The 20624-nt window shown below is 46.5% G+C and carries 17 protein-coding genes; 1 reads left to right on the top strand and 16 read right to left on the bottom strand.

The annotated features are described in order from the left end of the window. Positions 1-576: 576 nt before the first annotated feature. On the bottom strand, positions 577-1863 hold the full coding sequence (locus IEY34_RS27935) for a hypothetical protein (protein ID WP_189018247.1): 1287 nt from the start codon (positions 1861-1863) through the stop codon (positions 577-579). A 136-nt stretch (positions 1864-1999) separates the two neighbouring features. Here IEY34_RS27935 and IEY34_RS27930 point away from each other — a divergent pair, with 136 nt between their 5' ends. Next, positions 2000-2803, top strand: coding sequence for a helix-turn-helix domain-containing protein (locus IEY34_RS27930; protein ID WP_189018262.1), 804 nt, complete (start codon positions 2000-2002; stop codon positions 2801-2803). A 2-nt stretch (positions 2804-2805) separates the two neighbouring features. On the opposite strand, the gene IEY34_RS27925 is transcribed toward IEY34_RS27930, so the two are convergent. The 15 genes from IEY34_RS27925 to IEY34_RS27855 form a co-directional block, all read right to left on the bottom strand. Then, complete coding sequence (locus tag IEY34_RS27925; RefSeq protein ID WP_189018244.1) at positions 2806-3072, bottom strand: hypothetical protein; 267 nt, start codon at positions 3070-3072, stop codon at positions 2806-2808. After that, positions 3065-3757, bottom strand: a complete 693-nt coding sequence (gene rpiA / locus IEY34_RS27920) for a ribose-5-phosphate isomerase RpiA (RefSeq protein ID WP_189018241.1) — start codon at positions 3755-3757, stop codon at positions 3065-3067. The genes IEY34_RS27925 and rpiA overlap by 8 nt, the downstream gene beginning before the upstream one ends. Before the next feature lie 148 nt (positions 3758-3905). Continuing rightward, complete coding sequence (locus tag IEY34_RS27915; protein WP_189018238.1) at positions 3906-4256, bottom strand: VOC family protein; 351 nt, start codon at positions 4254-4256, stop codon at positions 3906-3908. A gap of 18 nt (positions 4257-4274) precedes the next feature. Continuing rightward, positions 4275-5366 (bottom strand): toxic anion resistance protein, encoded by a 1092-nt coding sequence (locus tag IEY34_RS27910; RefSeq protein ID WP_189018235.1) that lies wholly within the window; start codon positions 5364-5366, stop codon positions 4275-4277. A 17-nt stretch (positions 5367-5383) separates the two neighbouring features. After that, positions 5384-6046, bottom strand: coding sequence for a hypothetical protein (locus tag IEY34_RS27905; protein ID WP_189018232.1), 663 nt, complete (start codon positions 6044-6046; stop codon positions 5384-5386). Between the two features lie 186 nt (positions 6047-6232). Further along, positions 6233-8869, bottom strand: a complete 2637-nt coding sequence (locus IEY34_RS27900) for a discoidin domain-containing protein (RefSeq protein ID WP_229757884.1) — start codon at positions 8867-8869, stop codon at positions 6233-6235. Between the two features lie 38 nt (positions 8870-8907). After that, a complete protein-coding gene (locus IEY34_RS27895) occupies positions 8908-10443 on the bottom strand; it encodes a glycosyl hydrolase (RefSeq protein ID WP_189018229.1) in 1536 nt (511 codons plus the stop codon). Positions 10444-10640: 197 nt separating this feature from the next. Then, positions 10641-12011 carry a sugar phosphate nucleotidyltransferase gene (locus IEY34_RS27890; RefSeq protein ID WP_189018226.1) on the bottom strand — a complete coding sequence of 457 codons (1371 nt, stop codon included), beginning with the start codon at positions 12009-12011 and terminating at the stop codon, positions 10641-10643. 53 nt (positions 12012-12064) lie between these two features. Then, entirely contained in the window at positions 12065-13393 is a 1329-nt protein-coding gene (locus tag IEY34_RS27885; RefSeq protein WP_189018223.1) for a UDP-glucose dehydrogenase family protein, read from the bottom strand. A gap of 4 nt (positions 13394-13397) precedes the next feature. Further along, complete coding sequence (locus tag IEY34_RS27880) at positions 13398-14498, bottom strand: glycosyltransferase (protein ID WP_189018220.1); 1101 nt, start codon at positions 14496-14498, stop codon at positions 13398-13400. A gap of 31 nt (positions 14499-14529) precedes the next feature. Further along, on the bottom strand, positions 14530-15681 hold the full coding sequence (locus tag IEY34_RS27875; protein WP_189018216.1) for a glycosyltransferase: 1152 nt from the start codon (positions 15679-15681) through the stop codon (positions 14530-14532). Further along, positions 15647-16918, bottom strand: coding sequence for a glycosyltransferase family 4 protein (locus IEY34_RS27870; protein WP_189018214.1), 1272 nt, complete (start codon positions 16916-16918; stop codon positions 15647-15649). Before IEY34_RS27870 ends, IEY34_RS27875 begins: the two co-directional genes overlap by 35 nt. Then, positions 16902-17738: a glycosyltransferase family 2 protein gene (locus IEY34_RS27865; RefSeq protein WP_189018211.1), complete on the bottom strand. Its 837-nt coding sequence runs from the start codon at positions 17736-17738 to the stop codon at positions 16902-16904. The genes IEY34_RS27870 and IEY34_RS27865 overlap by 17 nt, the downstream gene beginning before the upstream one ends. A 24-nt stretch (positions 17739-17762) precedes the next feature. Then, a complete protein-coding gene (locus IEY34_RS27860) occupies positions 17763-19139 on the bottom strand; it encodes a lipopolysaccharide biosynthesis protein (RefSeq protein ID WP_189018208.1) in 1377 nt (458 codons plus the stop codon). Beyond that, positions 19102-20586: an O-antigen ligase family protein gene (locus IEY34_RS27855; protein ID WP_189018206.1), complete on the bottom strand. Its 1485-nt coding sequence runs from the start codon at positions 20584-20586 to the stop codon at positions 19102-19104. Before IEY34_RS27855 ends, IEY34_RS27860 begins: the two co-directional genes overlap by 38 nt. Positions 20587-20624: the final 38 nt, after the last annotated feature.

The following is a 20624-nucleotide window of genomic DNA, read 5'->3' as shown; positions in this document are numbered from 1 at the left end:
CAGCGTTTAACCAGCGTTATATTACGCAAGAAATTTAATCGCAATACCGAAGGTTACCTCAATGATTTAGAGCAAAAATGGGATTTATTGAACGGTTAGTTAATTATACTGTCGTAGAAAAAAAAAAAACTCGTGCGAGAGAGGATCTCCCTAGTTCCAGACACAACTTTCCCAGCATGCCGATCCCCTTACGCCGGAGAGTTCTTCTGCGCTGCACTTCCAAGGGCTTCACGCATTCCATGGTCTTCGCCCAAATACACGAGGCTCGACACTCTCTTGTCCTTTTCAGGTCTTTTTTGACGACGCGGCAGGATTCACTTCATGTTACGGCCTGCTGTTTTGCTCGCTCCCCTTGCAGGGATACTTTGTCACAGGGCTTCAGCCTTAGGATCTCTCCACCAGTTGCCTGTCAGCTACGAGGCGACTTGGCTCTTACCCCGGTTGAACTTTCATCAATTAGTTGTGCCTAGCTTGGCTAGGCGCGCTATTTTTAAAAAAGAGGCTGTGCCAAAAGGTAATTATATAACCTTTTGGCACAGCCTCTTCTTTATTGGTGGGCGTTTGATTCACAAGTAGTCAGTACCCTCCAGCAAACCGATTTGCCTTCTGAGGAGCGTCGTCCTCATAGTTTTTCATATAGGCGAGTCGCTTCGTCACGGTAGCTGCCGCCGCTTCTTTCGCTGCTCTATTGTCACCGTGATGGACTTCATCGATGATCCATCTCTGGCCAAAGCTGGCATGAACGACCTCATCTGCCCAATCGAAATCCTGGAAGGTCGTCATCAAGGGATCCTTGGCGATATCCCGGCAAAACTCCCATTCTTCTCGCTTGCCAGGGGGATATTTCATCGCTGCCTTCTCAATCGCAATGGTCAGATGCGTATAGGCTTCATCATTTTCGAACAGCTGAGCAGTCATATCGTACCAACCAGTCCAGTTGGGAACTTCATAAATATCGTAACCGTTCTTGCGGAGCGCAGCTTCGCCAAACCACGCATGCCTGACCTCGTCCCAGAGATGACGCGCCGTATCGTAATAGAACGCCCAAGGCTTGCCTTCGGTCGTAAAATGCACATAAGCCACGCCTTCTGCTGGTGACATTTCAAAAAAACGAGTGAACATCATCTGTTCGAGCCTTCCCTGATCCGAATCAGCGAAATGCTGATCTTTATGTTTCTTAATCGCAGAAACGAATCGAGAGTCGCGCGTACTTTGCTGGGGAACTTCGAAAGGACGTGTCTTCAAGATGAGCGCCTCCGCTATCTCTTCCCGCTTATCCGTGCCCTCTATTCCCCCTGCTGCTCTAAGGAGCGCCTCCATATAACCCTTCCACTTCACGGCATACGCCAGTTCGTCTTCCTTCGCCGCTTGGGATAATTCAGCAATCGTAGAAATTCCCCAAGCCACTTGATCTTCTCTCTTCGGCAATTGCCGTTTAAACAGCGCTAGCGTAGGCTCATCAACCAAAGGTTGTGCCAGGCTCATATAAGATCGAATTGCCGCTATCTGCGCCGGTTTGATCACTTCGAATAGAACCTTCAATCGGATCCATGTCGACTCGGCCTCCAGTGACCTATCCAAGAGTTCTTTCAGTGCCGCATCCTGGCATTTATCGAAGGCGACTACACTCATTCTGAGCTGCTTGCAGCGGCTTCTCAGTTCGTCATGATGGCTGGCATCTTGCCATACCATCCTTGACAGGGCGCCCTTGACTTCGTATTCAGGCGTGGCGATCATAAATCCGGCCTCCATACGCATGAGACCACGATCCATATAAGCAATTCTTTGAAGCCTTCTTGCCGACTCTTCCACGGATAGACCAACTCGGTCCCACTCTTCAATTCCCATGAATGGATGAAGCATGCTAATCACTCCTGTCAAATACCTATAAGTTTGATGACTTGCTGATACTCCCTTTATCTTAAAGAGTAAATAGGCTAAAATGAATAGACTTAACCACACAATATTGGTACTTTTCTACCTAAGAAGAGGGTGATCTATCCTGTTAGAACTAGCCGCTCAACTACAGCTCAACAGCAATATAGGAAAGGTAACCTGTGAAAAGAACTGGAAATGGGATACACGTCATCAACCTTTAATCGATTATGATTTGTGGTATGCCTGGGGCGGGGAAGGAACGATGAACTTGCACAATCATACCTATGATATTAGTAAAGGGAGTTGTTTTCTATTCCGTCCCGGAGACCGAACGCTCGCTGAGCACAATCCTCAGCAACCACTGACTGTCACGTTTATTCATTTCTCATTACCAGTGGTGATGGCGAGCGAACTTCCTGTCTACTACCGTATCGTCCAAGACACATACCTATTTGAAACGTATTTAAACCATTTTGTTGAAACGATGATGACTCCTGAAAGCGAAGATGATTCAGAAGCAAAGCTACTGTTAACTTTGCTGCTCATGCAGCTTCGCCGGGAAGAGTCAAACACACATCAACCTAATATAGATCGGCTAAGTTCTGTCATTCGTTCAATCGCCTATCAAATCAAACAATCTCCTGGTACTCTTCACACTGTGGAAACACTAGCTGAGAAAGCTCAGCTCTCGCCTCGATACTTCGCTCTTAAATTCAAACAGATTATGGGCATTACATTTGATCAATACTTGATCAGAATGCGGATCGATCGCGCCGAGCATTTATTGCGCTACAATGGCATGAACGTTACCGAAGTTGCGGAAGCACTTGGCTACAACGATCTCTCCTTCTTCAGCCGACAATTCAAGCAGGTACGGGGTAAAACGCCCTCACAAATGTTGAAGGAAGCTGGCAGAATCCTTTAAACTCATTTGCCTTTTTTGAAATAACGAACCAAATAATACATGCACATGCCTAAAGCCATCATGCCAATTAACTCAAGGCTTATCTGCCAATTACTAGCCGCTTGTCCGAATGCCACTTTACTTTGAGCATTACCTACCGATCCAGTGGTGTTGGCGAAGTCCGGTGCATAACGAAAGGTCATGATCATGCCCCAACTAATCTGGTAAGCATAATAAGCAGAGATAAACAGAGTGCCAACCCCAAGAGCTCGAAAGATTGATTTATTCATTGGCAGCCTCCGATTGCATGGGGGTAGATTTTACAGAAACACCGTCATTCCCACCGACGATAATCATTTCCGCCATATTCACAAAAAGCCCTGTCTCAACGACACCTATAATCTTAGTCAGCTGTTCATTTAGCAGCTCTGGATGCTGTATCTCTGTAAAATAACAGTCTAGGATATAGTTTCCGTTGTCCGTAATAAAAGGACCTGCCGTATGGAGGCGAAGTTTGGGCGAGCAGCCCAATCTGGCGATATTGCGGCTTGTGATTTCCCAACCGAAAGGAACGACTTCAACAGGCAAAGGAAACTTCCCTAATGTACTCACCACTTTGGAGTCATCAACGACAATAAGCAGACGACGGGAAAGCGACGCCACCATTTTCTCTCGAAACAAGGCTCCGCCTCCACCTTTGATAAGCGCGAAATCCGGATTCACTTCGTCTGCACCATCAATCGTCAAATCAATTTCCTGCACTTCGGAAATATCTAGAATTGGAATGCCAAGTTCTCTTGCCAGATGTTCCGTTGCCTTGGAAGTTGGAATTCCCTTGATCTTAAGTCCCTGTTTTACAAGCTCGCCTAGTTTTTGAATCGTCCAATATACCGTCGAACCGGTTCCCAAACCTAGAATCATTCCCTCCTCGATATAGGTTGCGGCTTGCTCGCCGGCAAGCTTCTTCTTGTCCATCCCATCTCCACCCTTCTTCCATAAATAACCAATTTATCTCATTTTAACACAATTACGAACATCTACAAGCTTGTCGGCAAACCATGAAGCACAAAAACAATAAAAGGGCTGACCCACAAGTAAATATCTACTTGTGAGCCCAGCCCATTCAACATCTGCAAACCATTAAAAGATTCCCATCCGGATCCTTGAAGTTAATCCACTGATTATGCTCAATGCCTGTGGCAAGTTCAATGCCGCTTGCTTGGAGAAATTCGAATGCCGCTTCGATATTCGTTGTATTGAAATGGAAAGCTGGCGTTTCGTACAGCCGATCCTCATGGTAAATTTTACTGTCCAACACAATCCCTGTACCCTCCATCGGCAGGATATACAGATGTCCGAACAGCACTTCCCCATCAGCCGGCAAGCCTAGCAGTTTGCAATACCAATCACGCGCATTTTCAATGTTGCTTACGGGAATAAACACGGTTCCAATACGATTCATAATGGAATTCATCCTTGTAACGCCTCCCTTTTACTGCATCAGCTCGTCCAATTCGGAAGTTTTCAATTCCGCATTTGGTTTATTGCCTGGCATTAACCCCAAACGCTGCGTCATCTGCTGACTGATAGAACCAAGACGCTTCGTATGTTCTGTCGCAGATTGAATGATCGTGCGATTCGACTGCTCGAACAAATCCAAGGCGGCAAATAGATCAGTCATCCCACGTTCGATGGATTCCATCTGAACACCGGGTTTGCCTAGCAAGTCATTCGTCCTTTGCGTTGTTTCTTTGAGCAAGCGCGAATTCTCTTCGAACATTTTGTTAAGCGTAGAATTCGCAGCATTGACGGCATCAATCGTTTGAACTTGATCGTCAATAGCCATGGAAATCATCGCAGAAACGGTAAGCAGGTTTTGCGTTTTATCAATTGTCGCATCCACAGCATCGATGAGTTTATCATTATTGTCATTAATAATATCTGTTCCAGCGATCGCTTGTTGATACAGTATAATCATCTCTTGAAAGGATTGAATGCGTGTAACGACCTTGCGCAGGCCTCTTTCCAGATGCGTTTTGCGATGCTCATTGTCCGGTTTGGCGATCTCTTGTTCAAAAAGCTGCTTCAGGTTCTCTCCCATCGCGATTCTCATCTGCAAATTGTAAACAGATTCGAGAGAGTTTCGTTTCAAAGTCTTCATGTAAGCCATATTTTCTTCCAAGGTTTCTTTGCCGTTGCGCAAAGATTGCACAATGGCATTCACATTTGTTTTGACGGATTGATATTTGTAGATATAGTTTTTAAGCGGCGTCTTCTTCATGATTTTCTCAAAAAAGCCCAGCTGCTTGCTTTTGCTCAAGGAATCGATTTCACCGCGCAGCTTCAAAATGTTATTTTGAACATCAGAACGCTTTCCTGACATTAAGTCATTCACGGGCCGCTCCAGCATCGCTAACGATTGGCCGGCCTGCTCCATGGTTTTGGAGCCCATTCGTCCAATGGAATCCATCAGTGTTTCGAGTTCCATGGTATCTGTTGTTGAAACTTTCTGAAGCAGCTGCTTCGCCTCTTGTTCCACCTTGATGATGTCGGCTTCTTTCAATTGCACCAATTGTGTTGTCATGATTGATGACCTCCTTGTTAGTCTGAAGAACGATAACGCTGCTGGATGAGATCCATGCGAGTCTGCAATTCAATCAGGTCTTTTTGTTCAATTGTCTCCACATAGGCCGAGAGTTTGGAATTAATATCTTTCAGACCATTAAGCAAAAGCCGACGATTCAAACGTTTGGCCTCACCGCCCAGCTTAAGAAACGGGTTAATGGCGCCATTCAAATCTTTAAATACTAATCGTTGAATGTTATGATTCATATTGCCGTCATTCAGTTCTTTTAACTGTGGAATAATACGGCTTACCCTGGCGAGCAAGCTAAGAGTTTTCTCCACAATCTCATCATCCAGGCTGCTTTTCTGGCCTTCTGAAATGACCATTTCTTCAATCACATGAATATACTCGGTGACGGGTCCCCAGAAGGAATCCTCCTCCGTCCTCACTTCAGCAGCGGCTTCAACTGTACGATCAGGAATCGGCAATTGCGAGTTGTCGCTTGAGTCATTGATCCTTGGCGGAACGGTTGGCTCATCCAAAGTTGTCGAACGATGATTCAGAACCAACACCCCGCCTAGCGAGAAGGCTGCAGGAATGAGCAAGTTTACTGCGCCTGGAATAAAAGTAGAAGTGATTAAACTTATGAGATAGCCGGCGACTGCGAGACTAGCGGCTGTTTTGAATTTCTTTTGCACCGTGGATGCCTACCTCCAATCTCTTTCAACTTACAAATTCATTACTTAAATGATAGCTCTGATAAGGAGGCTAGTCAATTATTCATCTGTTCGAGAAGCCTGCTTATCGGCCATAAATGAAAAAAATAACCGACCTCAGCACCAACAAAGTGCCGAACATCGGTCATTCCACCATAGAATCCTCTCTTAATCACGCCTCTTCCCATACACCTGCAAATCGTAAATGGACCAATAATTGCCTGCTTTGGACGTCTGAACGATCTTCACAAATCTAGCGTTATGCGGCTCAAAAGTAATATTCGTCTGTGTGGATCCCGCACCAGAAGCAATGGAAGCTGTCCAATTCACCCCATCGGCTGAAAGGAAGACTTCATAATTTCTCGGATAATCATTAGGCGAGCCCGCTGATTGCAGCTCGATCCGGCTGATCGTAAACGATTCTTTCATATCGACTTGGATGAATTGACCAGGCACTTGATTTTTCGCTGTATCCCACCGGCTATACGGATTACTATCAATCGCGCTTTGCGGTTTCCCGGAGCTGCTGGTGATGACCCAATCTGAGCGGTTAAGCGCAGCTTCATCCGTAACGGTCACAAGCGCCTCAGCTGATGCTTCTTTCATGCCTGTCACGCGGATTTGATAGGCATAGGTTTGGCCGACTGCCGTATTCATATCCGTCCAATGCGGATCAGGCACCTCTTTGGCGACTAATTGATACTTCGTCGCGCCACGTTCTTTTCGCCAAACTTCATAGCTTTGAGCGCCCTCCGATTCCAGCCAATTGACTTCAATAGCATGATCGGGCTGCGAAACGGCTTTTACCCAACTTGGCGCTTTGGGCTTCACGTCCTTAGTCCGCGTAAGGATATACTGGACTGCTTCACCTGGAGCAAGCGTCTCCTTGAACTCAAGCTCTGGAGAAGCTTGCAGTTGACTCACATAAGTACGAGCGGATTCATAGGTGTCCCCATTTCCGAATCGGTCTCCTTCATATTGCCCAGCCTCTGGCATGGCAACTTTGACATGCACCGTTTGTGCACTATTTTCAAAATTCACGAAATTAAGCAGGAGTTTGTTCGATGTGCCTTTGGAACCAGGCAGCGGCGCTAAGCTCGAGGTATCTACACCGCGAAAATAGACCAGTTTATTACTTAGCTCTGTTTTATTCGTAATCTCATAAGAGAGAGGTCTGCCATGTGTGGCATACGCCAGATTCAATCTTCTCATGATACTGACTCTGGAGTCGGTATCAGGCAAATTCTTATGAATCTTCATCTCTGCCGGATTCTGACCGTTTAAGTCAATATTCGGCTCAAACAGAGCATATTGCGGATAAAAAGCCGCATGCTGCATGAACATATCCGCAAAGCCGATATGGGCTCTCAGGATTCGATCAAATACGGCTGCTTTCGGTTGCACAGCGCCATAAGCTTGGTTATCTACATGCGTATCCGATGTCCCATACTCGGTATTGAGCATTTGCTTAGGCAAGCCGTCCTCAGCCCCATCGAACGTTTGCAAATTTTCCAGCAAACTCCCTCCCTTATTCTCGGAGTACGAGGTGCCGTACGCATGACCATTGGTTAAATCGGTCACCTTCTCCAATTCGAGGCGCTGCTGGGGATCACCTTCCCAACCATCGGGTTCTCCGCATTGTTGTCTGCCTGAGGCATCTTGATTGCGACAAGTCCGCACCGCATATTTGGGCGCATACGCCCAACCTGGAGCAACAGTTTTCAAGTGCGGCGCCAGCTCTGGGATATGACCTTTGAGCCAATTGGCAATGGCTAGATTAACACCTTTGGAACGATTAAACAGGCCTGGCTCGTTATCAATCTCGTAGTATTGAAACATCGACCCATACGCTGTTACATAATCCTTCAGCTTTTTCTCGGCATCGGCCGGTAAAGAGCCATCTTCCTGCAGCTTTACATTTCCTGTATGCAAGTGCAAAGCTACAGCTTGTGTGTTGTAATCGCGCAGCGTTTCGTAATAAGCTTTGATCGCTGAGCAGCCCTGCCGGACATCAGTCGCGCAATCTACTCGCATGATGTTGCCGCTGTAGGCAATACCCAACCATTTTAAAACATATGGCAAATGTCTGACCGCGCCCTCATCATAGTAGAAGGATAAATTACTGACTTTCGTGCCGGATTCAACGTATTTGCCATGAATCGGTTCCGCGGCAGGTTCCGTCAAGGCATCCAACTCGATAAAATCCCATTTCCACCATACATACTTATCTTCAACGGCCGTACAGTATAAACACCCAGTTGCCATGAATTTGAGCTCGTTATCTCCAAGCTGAAGCTGCTCTTTGGGAATATAAAGTTCATACGTTTTTTTAAATGGAAACGAACTGGTCGTCCCTCCTACACCGGCAATTTGAACGATGCCCGAGAGAAGCTGATTCGTAAATACAGCCATTTGAGGTACCGCTTTATGAGCATCCAAGATGCGGACTTTTAACACTACACCGTGCGCGGGCACCGCGCTCAGTGGGAATTGAACTTGAAAACTTGGATTCACCGATTTGCGCAGTCCTTGCGGTATCGATTTCAAATCTTGCGGTTGACTTGAATCCGCAGATACGGTGTAATGCGTTAAAGCGCTACTCTCTTTGCTGAATTCCTCATCAGCATCATTGGGATTTCCTAGCCGCCATAGCTGGCTGCCGATCATCTCGGACACAGGCTTCACCTCATTGAGCGCAGCAATCTTATTGGCAACGACACCATGACTATTGGATGCAGATGTAAAAATCAATAAAATCAAAAAACTGATGAGTATGATCATAGCTCTTATGAATTTCGGGTTCATCCTGCTCGCTCCATCTTCTGTAGTTTCCTGCTTATTCATCAAGGAAGAAACAGGGCATCGTCAGGAATCAATTGTTTGGTTTGGGAATGACTCTCCCAGCTGACTTTGGCAACAGCGCCATTCGTATTATCATAATACTCCACTTTGAAATCAACAGGGACTCCTGCTTGTAAGGCAATACTCCCTGTTCGCTCCACCCAGCTCTGATTGAACCAACTGTCAATGACCAATTCACCATTCACCCACACGCGAATACCATCATCCGATACGGTTGAAATTTGATACGTTTCTGTATACTTGGGTTTCAGCTTCCCCGTCCAGCGAACAGAGAAAGTATCTGCCTGCATGGAAGGAAATGGCGCCGCATTCGACCAATTGAAATCGATCTTCCGATCTTCCCTGACCTCTTTCAATGCAGTCAAATCTTTATTATCGTAATATTCTCCGCGCAATCCATTCCTTGCCACGACGGGTGCTGTTCCCGGCTTGGGCGCCGGCGCCGGTGCCGCTGATGGTGCTGGAACGATAGCATTCAGAAGATCACTAAGGAATGTCTCCCTCGTTAACAACCGTGGATTGGCATAAGAGGAAGAGATTTCAGCATGTCCGTTATTATCGGATAACATTTTTCCCCAAGTCATGAAATACGCCCATTTGGATTGATTGGAAAGAACCGTTTGGCTAGGCAATTCTCCATTCTCGCCAATGGCGATTGGTTTTCCTGCTGCTAATTCCACAATTTTATTGTAGTAATCGGGATTATAATCATTGTCATAGATATCAACTGCCAACACATCTACTTTGGATATCCCTGGAAAACTGGCATTATACGGATCTGATGAGGCATTGGGAGCATTGGGACTCCATACCCACAACAGATTATTTAACTTATGCACTTGAACAAAACGGTCGTACATCAAATTCCACAGCGCGGAGAAATTCGTTTTCTTCCCCCACCAGAACCAGCCTCCGTTGCTTTCATGATAGGGGCGCCATAACACAGGAACGCCAGCATCCTTTAACTTGCCTAAATAGACTGCCGTTTTGTCCAAATCGGCTATCAACTGCTTGTACTGCGGCGTACCAGGGGTCACGTATTTATCGAATTCAGCCTGGCTCATTTCTTTCTTCACATTCGCCCAGCATAAGCATGTTCCAGGAATGTTCTCATGATAAGAAATGGTCACTAAGCCCCCAGCCTCATGCCAGGCAATTGCGCTATTGACAACATTCTCGCGCTGCATAGCTTGCTCATTTGCAGTCTGATTCATGATCGCTCCAAGTTCGTAACCGTGGATACTCGGATATTTGCCAGTAATCCCCTTCACACGGTTATTCCATTCATCAGGACTTTCCAAATAATCGTGCTGACCACTAATCGTTTTGAGCCCCGATACCGCATATAGCTGCTGTAGGACGACCTTCGCCTCCAGCGTTGCTTGCGAATTAATCGGAACTGTTGCCGCATTCGAAACATCTGGATGCAACAAAAGATGCGGTGATAATAATGAGAGTAGAAACAACAAGGAAGTCACCTTTATTCGCACACCCACCTTTTTGGATTTCTTCAACATAATCAAACCTCCCGAACCATAGATTTGCACGGCGAGCCTATGTGCTATCTCTATCGTACAGGTTAGATATTAAGTTTTTATCAGGTAAGTTTAAGGGTTTTTCAAGTTTTTTCCAAATGCGGATTTCTGACGAAATAAATAATCGCCCTCCATTCAAATTCGAATAGAAGGCGGTCTATTTATGGGTCTGCAACCTGCTAAATAAACTGATGAAGGGGAATATCGTGCCATTCCAGACAAATTCGGATATTATCTTCTTCCACCAGTTCAGAGCCGCTTTGAACTTCGATGAATTCAACATCCGTTATGGCTCGAATACTGTGACGCGTTCCATCCGGAATCCGTACCACATCCCCCGGTTTCACTTGATAGAGTTTGTCATTAATGACAATGTCCGCCACACCGCTAACGATCGTCCACACTTCACTGCGTTTATAATGCAGTTGATAACTAATATTCTTGCCTGCGCGCACGAGAATGCGCTTTGTCAAAACTTCATTATCCTCCGTGTACTTGACGTAATCAATGACGCGGTAACGTCCCCATCTGCGCTCTTCGTACATAGGGCGCTGCTCAATTGCATTCATCACTTCTTTAATCCGCGGACTTTCCGCTTTAGAGGTGACGAGGATGCCATCAGGACTTACCGCGATGACAGCATCTTGAATGCCAATCACCGTAACCGGGATATCCAGTTCGTTAATTAAATGCGTATTGGACGAATCCTCCGTTACGATGCCTGTCCCGATCTGCGAACGGCTCATTTCTTCTGTGAGCGTGTTCCAAGTACCCAAATCTTTCCAGTAGCCATCATAAGGCACGACCACTATACTCGATTCATTCTCAACGACTTCATAATCGAAACTGATCTTACTTAATTTTTTGTAATTTTTGAGCAGTTCCTCGTACTTGAGCGGCACGCCTTTCTCTACCATCAACTCGATGAGATAACCTAGACGGAAAGCGAAGACACCGCAGTTCCATAGCGCTTTTTGCTCAATTAAGGCTGCCGCTTGCTCGCGATTCGGTTTCTCTGCAAAATGGTTCACCCACAGCGCTTCTGAACCCATAAGCCGTTGTTCCGATGGCACAATATAGCCATATTTCTCCGAAGGAACCGTCGGGACTACGCCCATTAAGGCCAGATTCGATTCGGTATCCTGGAGCACTTGCTCCAACTGTTTTATTTTATGAAAAAAGGCTTCGTCGACATAAGGATCAACCGGCATAACGGTGACTACCGTATCCAGGGGAAGGCTTTCAACATCGTAGAGGTACGCCGCTGCGAGGGCAATCGCCGGGAACGTATCTCTGCGTTCCGGCTCGACAATCAATGGCGCGTCGCTGCCTAATTGGCTCATGAGCATTTCAACTTGCGAGCGATTGGTCGCTAGATAGGCAGAGTCACCCAGTCCACTATCTCGAAGCTGCCTCCATACGCGTTGTACCATCGATTCACTGCGACCGTCCTTGTCTTCGAGTACCTTCAGAAACTGCTTGGATCTTGAATCATTAGACAAAGGCCACAACCGTTTACCTGACCCGCCGGAAAGAAGAACTATTTTCATGAAAACCACACTCCAATCGGTTTTATAGGAATTCGTTGCAGGATTCCGTGCCTTTAGACAACTGCTTTATGACGAGTGACGTGCTTCTGATCAGGTCTTCCGACAGAGTAATAATGAATGCCCGTTCCGTCGATTTGCTCGTGTGTGAATACGTTGCGTCCATCAATCAAGATTGGCTTCTCCATGATGAAAATAAGCTGTGTCAGCGGAGCTGTCTTGAACTCTTCCCAGTCGGTCAGTAAACAGACAGCGTCTGCCCCGGTAGCGGCTTCCAACGCTGATTCGCACCATTGAATGGCCGGATGGTCGATATGGGCTCTGAATTTATCCATTGCGATCGGATCGTACAGCTTCAGACGTGCCCCTGCTCTAATCAAGGTTTCTACGATTTCAATCGAAGGAGCATAGCGGATGTCGTCTGTGTTCGGCTTGAAGGACAATCCCCAAATCCCGATCAATTTACCGGACAAATTGCCGAGAGAACCTTCTAGTTTGGTAATAATTTTATATCTTTGCGATTTATTCACTTCAACGACTGACTTCAACAATTGGAATTCATAGTCTACATTGCCGGCAATTTGAATCAAAGCATCTGTGTCCTTCGGAAAGCAAGAACCGCCGTAGCCGATGCCAGCATTCAGGAAGGAAGCTCCGATTCGGCGATCTTGCCCCATGCCTTTCGCCACTTCGGTGACATCAGCGCCAACTTTCTCGCAGATATTGGATATTTCATTAATGAACGAAATTTTCGTTGCCAAGAACGCGTTCGAAGCATATTTGATCATTTCCGCGCTGCGAATGCTCGTGACGAAGATTTGATCCGTGAAGGGCTTGTGAAGTTCGGTCAAGGGTTCGGTCAAAGTCAGATTATCCAAACCAATCACGATGCGATCTGGCTCAAGTGTATCCTGGATGGCAGAGCCTTCGCGCAGAAACTCCGGAATCGACACCACATCGAAGGATTCCAACGTATTCATCGCGAGAATCATTTGAATATGCTCATTGGTTCCAACTGGAACGGTACTTTTGGTAGCAACGATTTTGTAACTATTCATCGCTTTGCCAATTTCTATCACGGCTTGCTCGATATATTGAAGATCCGCTTCCCCATTCGGCAAGGATGGCGTCCCTACAGCGATAATAATAAGCTCCGATTGACGAACCGCCTGGGCAAGATCCGTTGTGAACGACAAGCGGCCTGCCTTTTGATTGCTTTCCATGAGCTCTTCGATCCCCGGTTCAAAAATAGGCGATATCAGATTTTGCAATTTCTCAATCTTCTGCTTATCATGATCAACACAGATCACATGATTGCCTTTTTCAGCAAAACAAACCCCGGATACTAACCCCACATACCCTGTTCCGATGACTGCTATTTTCATACGATCAATGCCCCTCTCTAAATTGTTGGTAGGATGTACTCATATATGTTTTCAACTTATCCATGAACGTTTTTTCGTCAAACTTCTGAGCGTGGCCAATAATTTGCTGGACATCCCAAGCATGGTTTTCCACATCCCGAATTGCGCCAAGCAAATCCTCCACCTCTTGCCGCTGGAAAAACACCCCATTCACGTGCGGCACGATCGTATCTAATGCTCCGCCCGCCTGGTAAGCTACTACAGGTCTGCCGGCTGCATTGGCTTCAAGAGGCGTAATACCGAAATCTTCTTCCCCTGGGAAAATAAGCGCGCGGCATTCGGCCATCATTTTGGTCACGACACGATCCTCCAGCCTTCCCATGAAATGAACATTGGCTTTGGCCATGGCTTTGAGCCTGACTGAATCCGGCCCTTCTCCAACAATGTAGAGCGGAAGACCATTCTTATTAAACGCCTCAACAGCCAAGTCAATTCGTTTGTAAGAGACCAAGCGCGACACGATTAAGTAGTAATTCCCGATCTCCTTCGAACTATGGAACCGAGAGGTATTAATCGGCGGGAAAATAACGTCAGCATCGCGTTGATAGTAATTCCGAATGCGATGCTTCACGACGGAAGAATTCGCAATAAATTGGTTCACGTTAGCAGACGTTTTCTGATCCCAATGCTTCAACCTGTCAATGTAAATTTTCAGCAGCTTTTTCATCACACTGGATTTCGTTTGCCGCTCCATGTAAGTATCATAGTCCCATGCAAAGCGCATAGGCGTATGGCAATAACAGAGATGGAACGTGCTCTTAGGGACTTCGATGCTCTTCATGAAAGCGCTGCTGGAGCTTAGAACAATATCAAATTCCCGGAAGTCGAAATCCTTGATGGCAAATGGATACAATGGAAGCATTTCTTTGAAGTGACTTTTCCCCCCAGGCATCTTCTGCAGCCACGAGGCGCGTATATCCGCATCTCGAAGCTCGTCCAGCAATCGATGGCTGCTGAACATGGTTGTATAGATGGGGGCATTCGGAAACATTTGGTGAAAGACCTCGACAACTCTTTCAGCGCCGCCCATTTGAACCAAATAATCATGCGCAATTGCTATTTTCATTTGATCCATCCTTTATTTACTAGGGGATTAGTTACGTATTAGCAATTAATCCGGCGTAGTAATGAGTGATTTGGGTAACGGTTTTTTCTATGACAAAGTGTTGTTCCACACGTTTCAGACCATTCTCGCTCATGCGACTGCGCACATCTGGATTCTCCAGCAGATAGCGAATCGCTTCGGCCAGCAGCTTGGGATCACCTGGTGTGATGAGCAGTCCTGTTTCTCCAGGGACGACCGTTTCCCGAGGACCGCCTTCGTTGGAAGCAATGACTGGCAAACCGGCTGCCATTCCTTCCACAATGACTTGGCCGAAGGGCTCCGGCGTGATGGACGTATGAACTAGAATATCAACCTTCTGCATTAAGGTTTGAATGTCGTCGACATGACCAAGCAACTTGACATTGTATAAGTGATTGTCAGCCATTTGCTGCAAAAGCTGCTGTTTGTAGTCATCCTCTCCGAAAAGAGCATCTCCTGCCAGCCAAAACTCAACTTGCGAATCGTGCAAGAACGTCTTGGCAGCTTCCAGCAAAATATGTTGACCCTTCCACTCCGCTAATCGACCGACTAGCAGGATGACGTAGGACTTCGTATTTCTATCAACGGACTTGATCCGATTCGGTCCACGCAATGGCTGGGCATAAGCCGAATACACGACAAGCGTTTTCTTCGATTTGGGCAATTGCAAAGCATCCAACGTTGAATTGGAGTTTGCTATGACGCCATTGGGCAGCATGCGTGACAGGAACCGAATCGCACGGGCAACGATCGGCTTGAGATACGGAACACCGATATGATCGCGGATATGCCAGATCAGCGGAACGCCGGCAAACTTAGCGGCCACAGCGCCATAGAACGCCGATTTCAAAGAATTCGTATGCACGCAGGCAACCTGCTCCGCACGCAGCAGCTTGGAGATTCGCTTGCCGTAAGTGAAGAGTTCCAGCGCGCCGAACACAGCATCCAAATTGACGGCATTGCGATTGCGGTTCCTCACTTTATCACTCAGAGGTACCACACGGACATCAATTCCTTTATCCCGCAAGCGCTGGACTAGCGCCCCGTCCTCCGCAACAATGACCAAGGGTTTGACTTCTTCCCCCAAATTCGTAATTAAATTGTATAAGGCAACTTCGCCTCCGCTCCATCTAGCGGTATGATCCAAATACGCTATTTTCAACATCCTTCTCATGTCCTCCTTTTCGTTCAGCCTGAACCCGAGGAGAACGGTTGCGGCCATAAGCAATTAGATGATTATCAATGACGGATCGGAAAATAACTTCCACTTGGTCGGACACTCGTTCCCACGTGTAATTCTCCAGCACATGATTTCTACATTGTTCGGCAGTAGGCCACTGATCTTGATTCCGCAAGCTGCGGATCAAGCCAGCCGCCATATCCTGGCTGCTTTTGCCTGCGAACAGCAGCTCCGGGCGAAATTTCTGCAGAATTTCGCGATTGCCGCCGACTGGGGTAGCCATTACCGGCACACCAGCCGCCATAGCTTCAACCGTGATCAATCCGAATCCCTCCAAGGCTTGCGAGGGTACAACGAACAGGTCTGCGGCTTGATAGTAATCTGCCAGTTCATGATCCGGCACATACCCTAAGAGTCGAACACGAGACTCAAGTCCGTATTCGGCAATTTTCTTCTCCAATTCTTCTTTCAACGGCCCCTTGCCGCCTAATAGAAGTACTGTATCCGGCACTTCACGTACAACCTCCTTCCAAGCATCGATAAGTTGAAGTAAACCCATCCGATTGACCAATCTTCGCAGCGTCAATACAGCTGTTGTTCCTTCTGTTATATGAAGTCTTTCTCGTATTGCTTTACGCTCGGTGGAAGGCTGGAATCTAACAATATCAGCGGCACCTGGTACGATATGGATCTTTGTAAGCGGAATTTGATAATTCTGATGAAGAATGTCGCGAAAGGTTTCACTTAATACGATGAAAGCATCGGCAAATCGGTAGGCCTTCATCTCCATATTCTTGGCGATCCGGGTTTTCACCCAATGTTTAAGGCCCTTGCCCTCAAGCTTAATCTCTTCACTCCATGGACCGTGAAAAGTCATTACGACCGGTATATTGCGTTGTTTGGCCTCCATGGCAACCCCAGTACTATAGGGGGCAAAATGGGAATAAACGATATCCACATCCTGATTGTCCATCAGCCAAGCGGCATGCTGGCGAAAGGCATCACGCCTCTTGCTCAGTTTCAACTGCGTCTTGGCCACATTCGTGACTTGAAGGCCTTCTTTCACAACAGGCTTCTCACTGCTGCTAACCAAAGCTTGCAGATCATGATTTTCAGCTAAAGCTTCATTAATATGTTTGAAGTACGTGTTAAGTCCACCTGGCTGCGCAGAAGGCCATCCCATTCCGGTAGAAAGAATTCGCAAGCTATTGTTGAATCGCATAAGCACTTCCCTCCTTAATGGGTTCGCCCTCAGGCTTTTTCGTTTTTTTGCGAGCTAACTGCAATTCGTACTGTTTTAAACAAACCAGAAACTCATACATGCCCCAGAAAAGCGCAACAGCCAGTCCCGGAACTCCTTTTCTGTATAACCCTTGAAAAATGTATTTCTGCACAAAGCGCAAAGGCGGCCGCACCAGCATGCGAAACAAATTAAATCTCTTCCCCAGTGCGACAGCGCCTTCTGCTTCCAAATCCGTATATTTATTGAACCTTTGAATATGATCATGAATGCTGCGAAAGCCATAATGCCATAAGATGCCAGGCAGCAAGGAAACTTGATCCTGTTGCACATCCGGAGTTTCATGTACAAGACTATCCCTATACTGAATTTCTGTCCGATTATACAGCCGAACCAAACGTTCTCCTTTCCCCATCCAACGTCCCAAAAAGTCACCAATGCGCAAGACGGAGTAGGCTTTACTCGTATCCGACAAATCAAATTTTAGTTCCCGAATGGCCGCCGCAAGTGTTTCGCTGACTACCTCATCCGTATCGATGACGAATATCCAATCATAGGTGGCACGATCACTTCCATAAATACGCTGCTTCGCGTAACCGGGCCATGCATTGGTATATACCTTACAACCTAATTGTTCCGATACACGGACAGTTCCATCCTGGCTTCCCCCGTCAATGACAACAATTTCGTCTGCAAACGACTTGCAGGAAGTAATTGCACGGCCTATTCTTGATTCATCATTCTGCGCGATGATGACAACAGAGAGGCTATTCTTTCCCGCAAGGTCACGTTGGTGACTCATTTGATTCGCCCCTTTCCCCCAATTTCAATCCGACTGTTTACTTTTATTGGCCGATATTGCCTTGAGCAACCAGCGGATATCCTCTTTATTTATGAATAATTTAGGCAGTTTTGTTTTTAACGTGAATTTCACATTGATGAGAATAAATAAGAAGCGTAAGACGCCTGAGGATAAGATGGCGATACCAGCTCCGAACAAGCCAAATTTCGGGATTAAGAACATCAGCAGCGGGATGACGATTAGTAAGCCAATTCCCTGCAGGATGGTCACGATTTTCGGCTTGCCCAAAGCCATGAAGGCCTGCGCCAGAACCATCGTTCCACCGGATATGGAAACTTCCAGCAGCAACATACGAAAGACGCTAATGGCTTCTTTGAAATCCGAACCATATAGAAGCGGCATAATGAGTGGTGCCACGAGCATAATGCAGAGTGAACAAAACAGCGCAATGCAAGTGCTTAGCCGGTACACACGGAAGGTCATTTCCACAACCTGATCCTTAGGCAAACCAGATGCTTTGGGAAACAAAACGACAATAATCGAAGTCGAGAAGATATTCACCACACGCGATAAGCTAACAGCTACGGCATATAAGCCAAGCTCAGCAGGATTCAACAAACCAACAATGACAATTTGATCGATGTAGTAAGACACATTGCCCATCAAATCATTGCCATAAGACCCAATCCCATATCGAATCAACGTTCGGAAGGATTGCCAAGCATCCTTGATTTCAAAACGATACTGCTTCAGCAAACGCGCCGTTGTCCAAACATAAAACGGCAGCGCAGGAGCTAAGTAGGCAACAGCCGATGTGAATGGCGTCATCATTTGGGTCACGATAAGAATTCCCAGTATGATGAGTGTACTAAGCGGAATCAGGAACCGCAGTCGGTTGAATAACTTGTACTCGCCTCTGACTTGCATCATTGCGTTATTAATTTGCGATAACACGATTAATGGAACTAACAGCATAGACCATTGTGAGAATACAACTACGCTGTGTGAGTAAGTACCGAGCCAGTACGGCAGAATCAGGACCCCAACGATGAGCGCCAGCACACCTGCCATCAGCCCCATCAGGACAGCGGTCGTGTACAGTTTGGCGGAATCTTTTATATTCTTCTTGACGTTGTAAATAATCGCGGAAGGGATGCCAAAGGTGAAGCTGAAGGCAAGAAACTGAGACCACAACACCATAGCAGCTTGCTCCCCCCTGCCGGAAGGTCCAAGAAATCGTGCCGTCAAGATGCCCGTTAACATGTTAATCAATAGAATCAGCACGCTGAAAAACATCGTTTTAATCGAACTCGCCATATGACCTTTACTGGAATAGAACGACTTAATGATACCTAGAAGCGGTTTAGAGCGAATTATCTTTAAATCGACCGGTTGCTGCATCCGTTCGTTGCCTCCTTTCTTGCGTGTTCATGCGATGCGCCATAATCCCTATCCCAACAACCAACCATAGTAGAAAGCCTTTTAAGCCGGTATAACCATTCTCGAAAACGAGACACACGATACTTCCCTCCAAGGCGGATAGAGCAAGCCGTGTATAGGGGTTTAAACCGCCGGTTTCTTTTCTTTTGGAGATCAAATACTTAATAACAAGCCATAGTCCCCAGAAGAATAAAATCCCCCCGATAATTCCGAATGTTAGGAAAATCGCTACAAAGCCATTATCAAAAATGCCATATTCACCAAGCGCACCATCATTGCTCAGCTTGGTTCCAACCCCAATGCTTCCCAGCCCTAGACCCTGCGGCTTCGCAAACAACATGGGGAACACCGTATGGAAGAAATCCAATCTTTCATTATAGGAATGATCATCTTGGATCGCAGTCATTGTGTCCAAGCGAGCTACAAGCCCCTGCGCACCTGGAAGTTTGGGAATAATGAAATACATCGCAGCGATAACAGCGGATAATTGAGCCAGCAATTTCCATTTCTGCTTTCCGGCCGATACGGCTGTGTAGATGGCTATATCAATGAACAGCATGACCCAAGCGGAACGAACGAGAGTAATTAATAACCCTACAGTGACGAGAATGACGCCAATCCACCCTAACGGCCCCCGCCATCTTTTCTCCAGAATCATGGGCGCCAGTGCTGTTCCCATATACATACCAGCGGGTCCAGGGGAATTCAGAAACGAGAACACGCGAATTTCAAGCGGATAAGGCTGACCGATCGAGGTCATTTCCACATGATTCATCCAAAAAGCATCCCATGGTGGAACCACAATATATTGGATGATGCCGTAGACCGCAATGAGGATGGCTGTATTGGAAAAGGCGACCAACAAGCGATCCAAATCCTTTTTCTCAAAATTACTCAAGGCCGCATAAGGAATTAACAGCATCGGTATGAGATAGTTAGCTAAGTCATAAAAGGTTCCCATCCCATTCTTGGTCATCCCAATAAGGCTTCCATACAACAAGGCGATACAAAAGTAAATCAATAAGCGTTTGAGCGCGGATTCTAACAGATGTATTTTCGATAGGATCGGAATGATAACGACAGCACTTGTCAACAGCGGCGCAATACTTAGTAAAGATACCGAATGATAGGTCCCTTCCATCCAATCCTCAAATCTTCGTATCTCGGGACAGACAACCCAGACCAGCAATAGGTAGGGAATTAGTTTGCGGGAATCCAATAAAGCGAGCATAAATGCTGGAAAGATCAGCATAGCCAGCATCGCAATTTGCGATTTGTTCTCATGACCTAACGTGGCGCTTCCATAGCCGATGACTAGAGAAACAACCAAAGCTCCAACTAACCAAGCCATTGTGGCCTTGCTTGCATATAGGGATACAAAAGGATTGCGTGCTCTCAACGTTCTCATAACGGATAGCTCCTTGCCGATTTCGTTCCTAGAGTGAC

This window comes from Paenibacillus marchantiophytorum, assembly GCF_014640555.1.
Classification (GTDB): Bacteria; Bacillota; Bacilli; order Paenibacillales; family NBRC-103111; genus Paenibacillus_E; species Paenibacillus_E marchantiophytorum.
This window is presented reverse-complemented; position numbering and strand designations above follow the sequence as displayed.

What these genes read in the sequence shown, in the direction of transcription:
- IEY34_RS27870 (WP_189018214.1), bottom strand. Translation starts at nt 16,918, where the DNA reads ATGCGATTCAACAATAGCTTGCGAATTCTTTCTACCGGAATGGGATGG.
- IEY34_RS27855 (WP_189018206.1), bottom strand. Translation starts at nt 20,586, where the DNA reads ATGAGAACGTTGAGAGCACGCAATCCTTTTGTATCCCTATATGCAAGC.
- IEY34_RS27895 (WP_189018229.1), bottom strand. Translation starts at nt 10,443, where the DNA reads ATGTTGAAGAAATCCAAAAAGGTGGGTGTGCGAATAAAGGTGACTTCC.
- IEY34_RS27890 (WP_189018226.1), bottom strand. Translation starts at nt 12,011, where the DNA reads ATGAAAATAGTTCTTCTTTCCGGCGGGTCAGGTAAACGGTTGTGGCCT.
- IEY34_RS27885 (WP_189018223.1), bottom strand. Translation starts at nt 13,393, where the DNA reads ATGAAAATAGCAGTCATCGGAACAGGGTATGTGGGGTTAGTATCCGGG.
- IEY34_RS27880 (WP_189018220.1), bottom strand. Translation starts at nt 14,498, where the DNA reads ATGAAAATAGCAATTGCGCATGATTATTTGGTTCAAATGGGCGGCGCT.
- IEY34_RS27935 (WP_189018247.1), bottom strand. Translation starts at nt 1,863, where the DNA reads ATGCTTCATCCATTCATGGGAATTGAAGAGTGGGACCGAGTTGGTCTA.
- IEY34_RS27925 (WP_189018244.1), bottom strand. Translation starts at nt 3,072, where the DNA reads ATGAATAAATCAATCTTTCGAGCTCTTGGGGTTGGCACTCTGTTTATC.
- IEY34_RS27915 (WP_189018238.1), bottom strand. Translation starts at nt 4,256, where the DNA reads ATGAATTCCATTATGAATCGTATTGGAACCGTGTTTATTCCCGTAAGC.
- IEY34_RS27875 (WP_189018216.1), bottom strand. Translation starts at nt 15,681, where the DNA reads ATGTTGAAAATAGCGTATTTGGATCATACCGCTAGATGGAGCGGAGGC.
- IEY34_RS27865 (WP_189018211.1), bottom strand. Translation starts at nt 17,738, where the DNA reads ATGAGTCACCAACGTGACCTTGCGGGAAAGAATAGCCTCTCTGTTGTC.
- rpiA (WP_189018241.1), bottom strand. Translation starts at nt 3,757, where the DNA reads ATGGACAAGAAGAAGCTTGCCGGCGAGCAAGCCGCAACCTATATCGAG.
- IEY34_RS27910 (WP_189018235.1), bottom strand. Translation starts at nt 5,366, where the DNA reads ATGACAACACAATTGGTGCAATTGAAAGAAGCCGACATCATCAAGGTG.
- IEY34_RS27900 (WP_229757884.1), bottom strand. Translation starts at nt 8,869, where the DNA reads ATGAACCCGAAATTCATAAGAGCTATGATCATACTCATCAGTTTTTTG.
- IEY34_RS27860 (WP_189018208.1), bottom strand. Translation starts at nt 19,139, where the DNA reads ATGCAGCAACCGGTCGATTTAAAGATAATTCGCTCTAAACCGCTTCTA.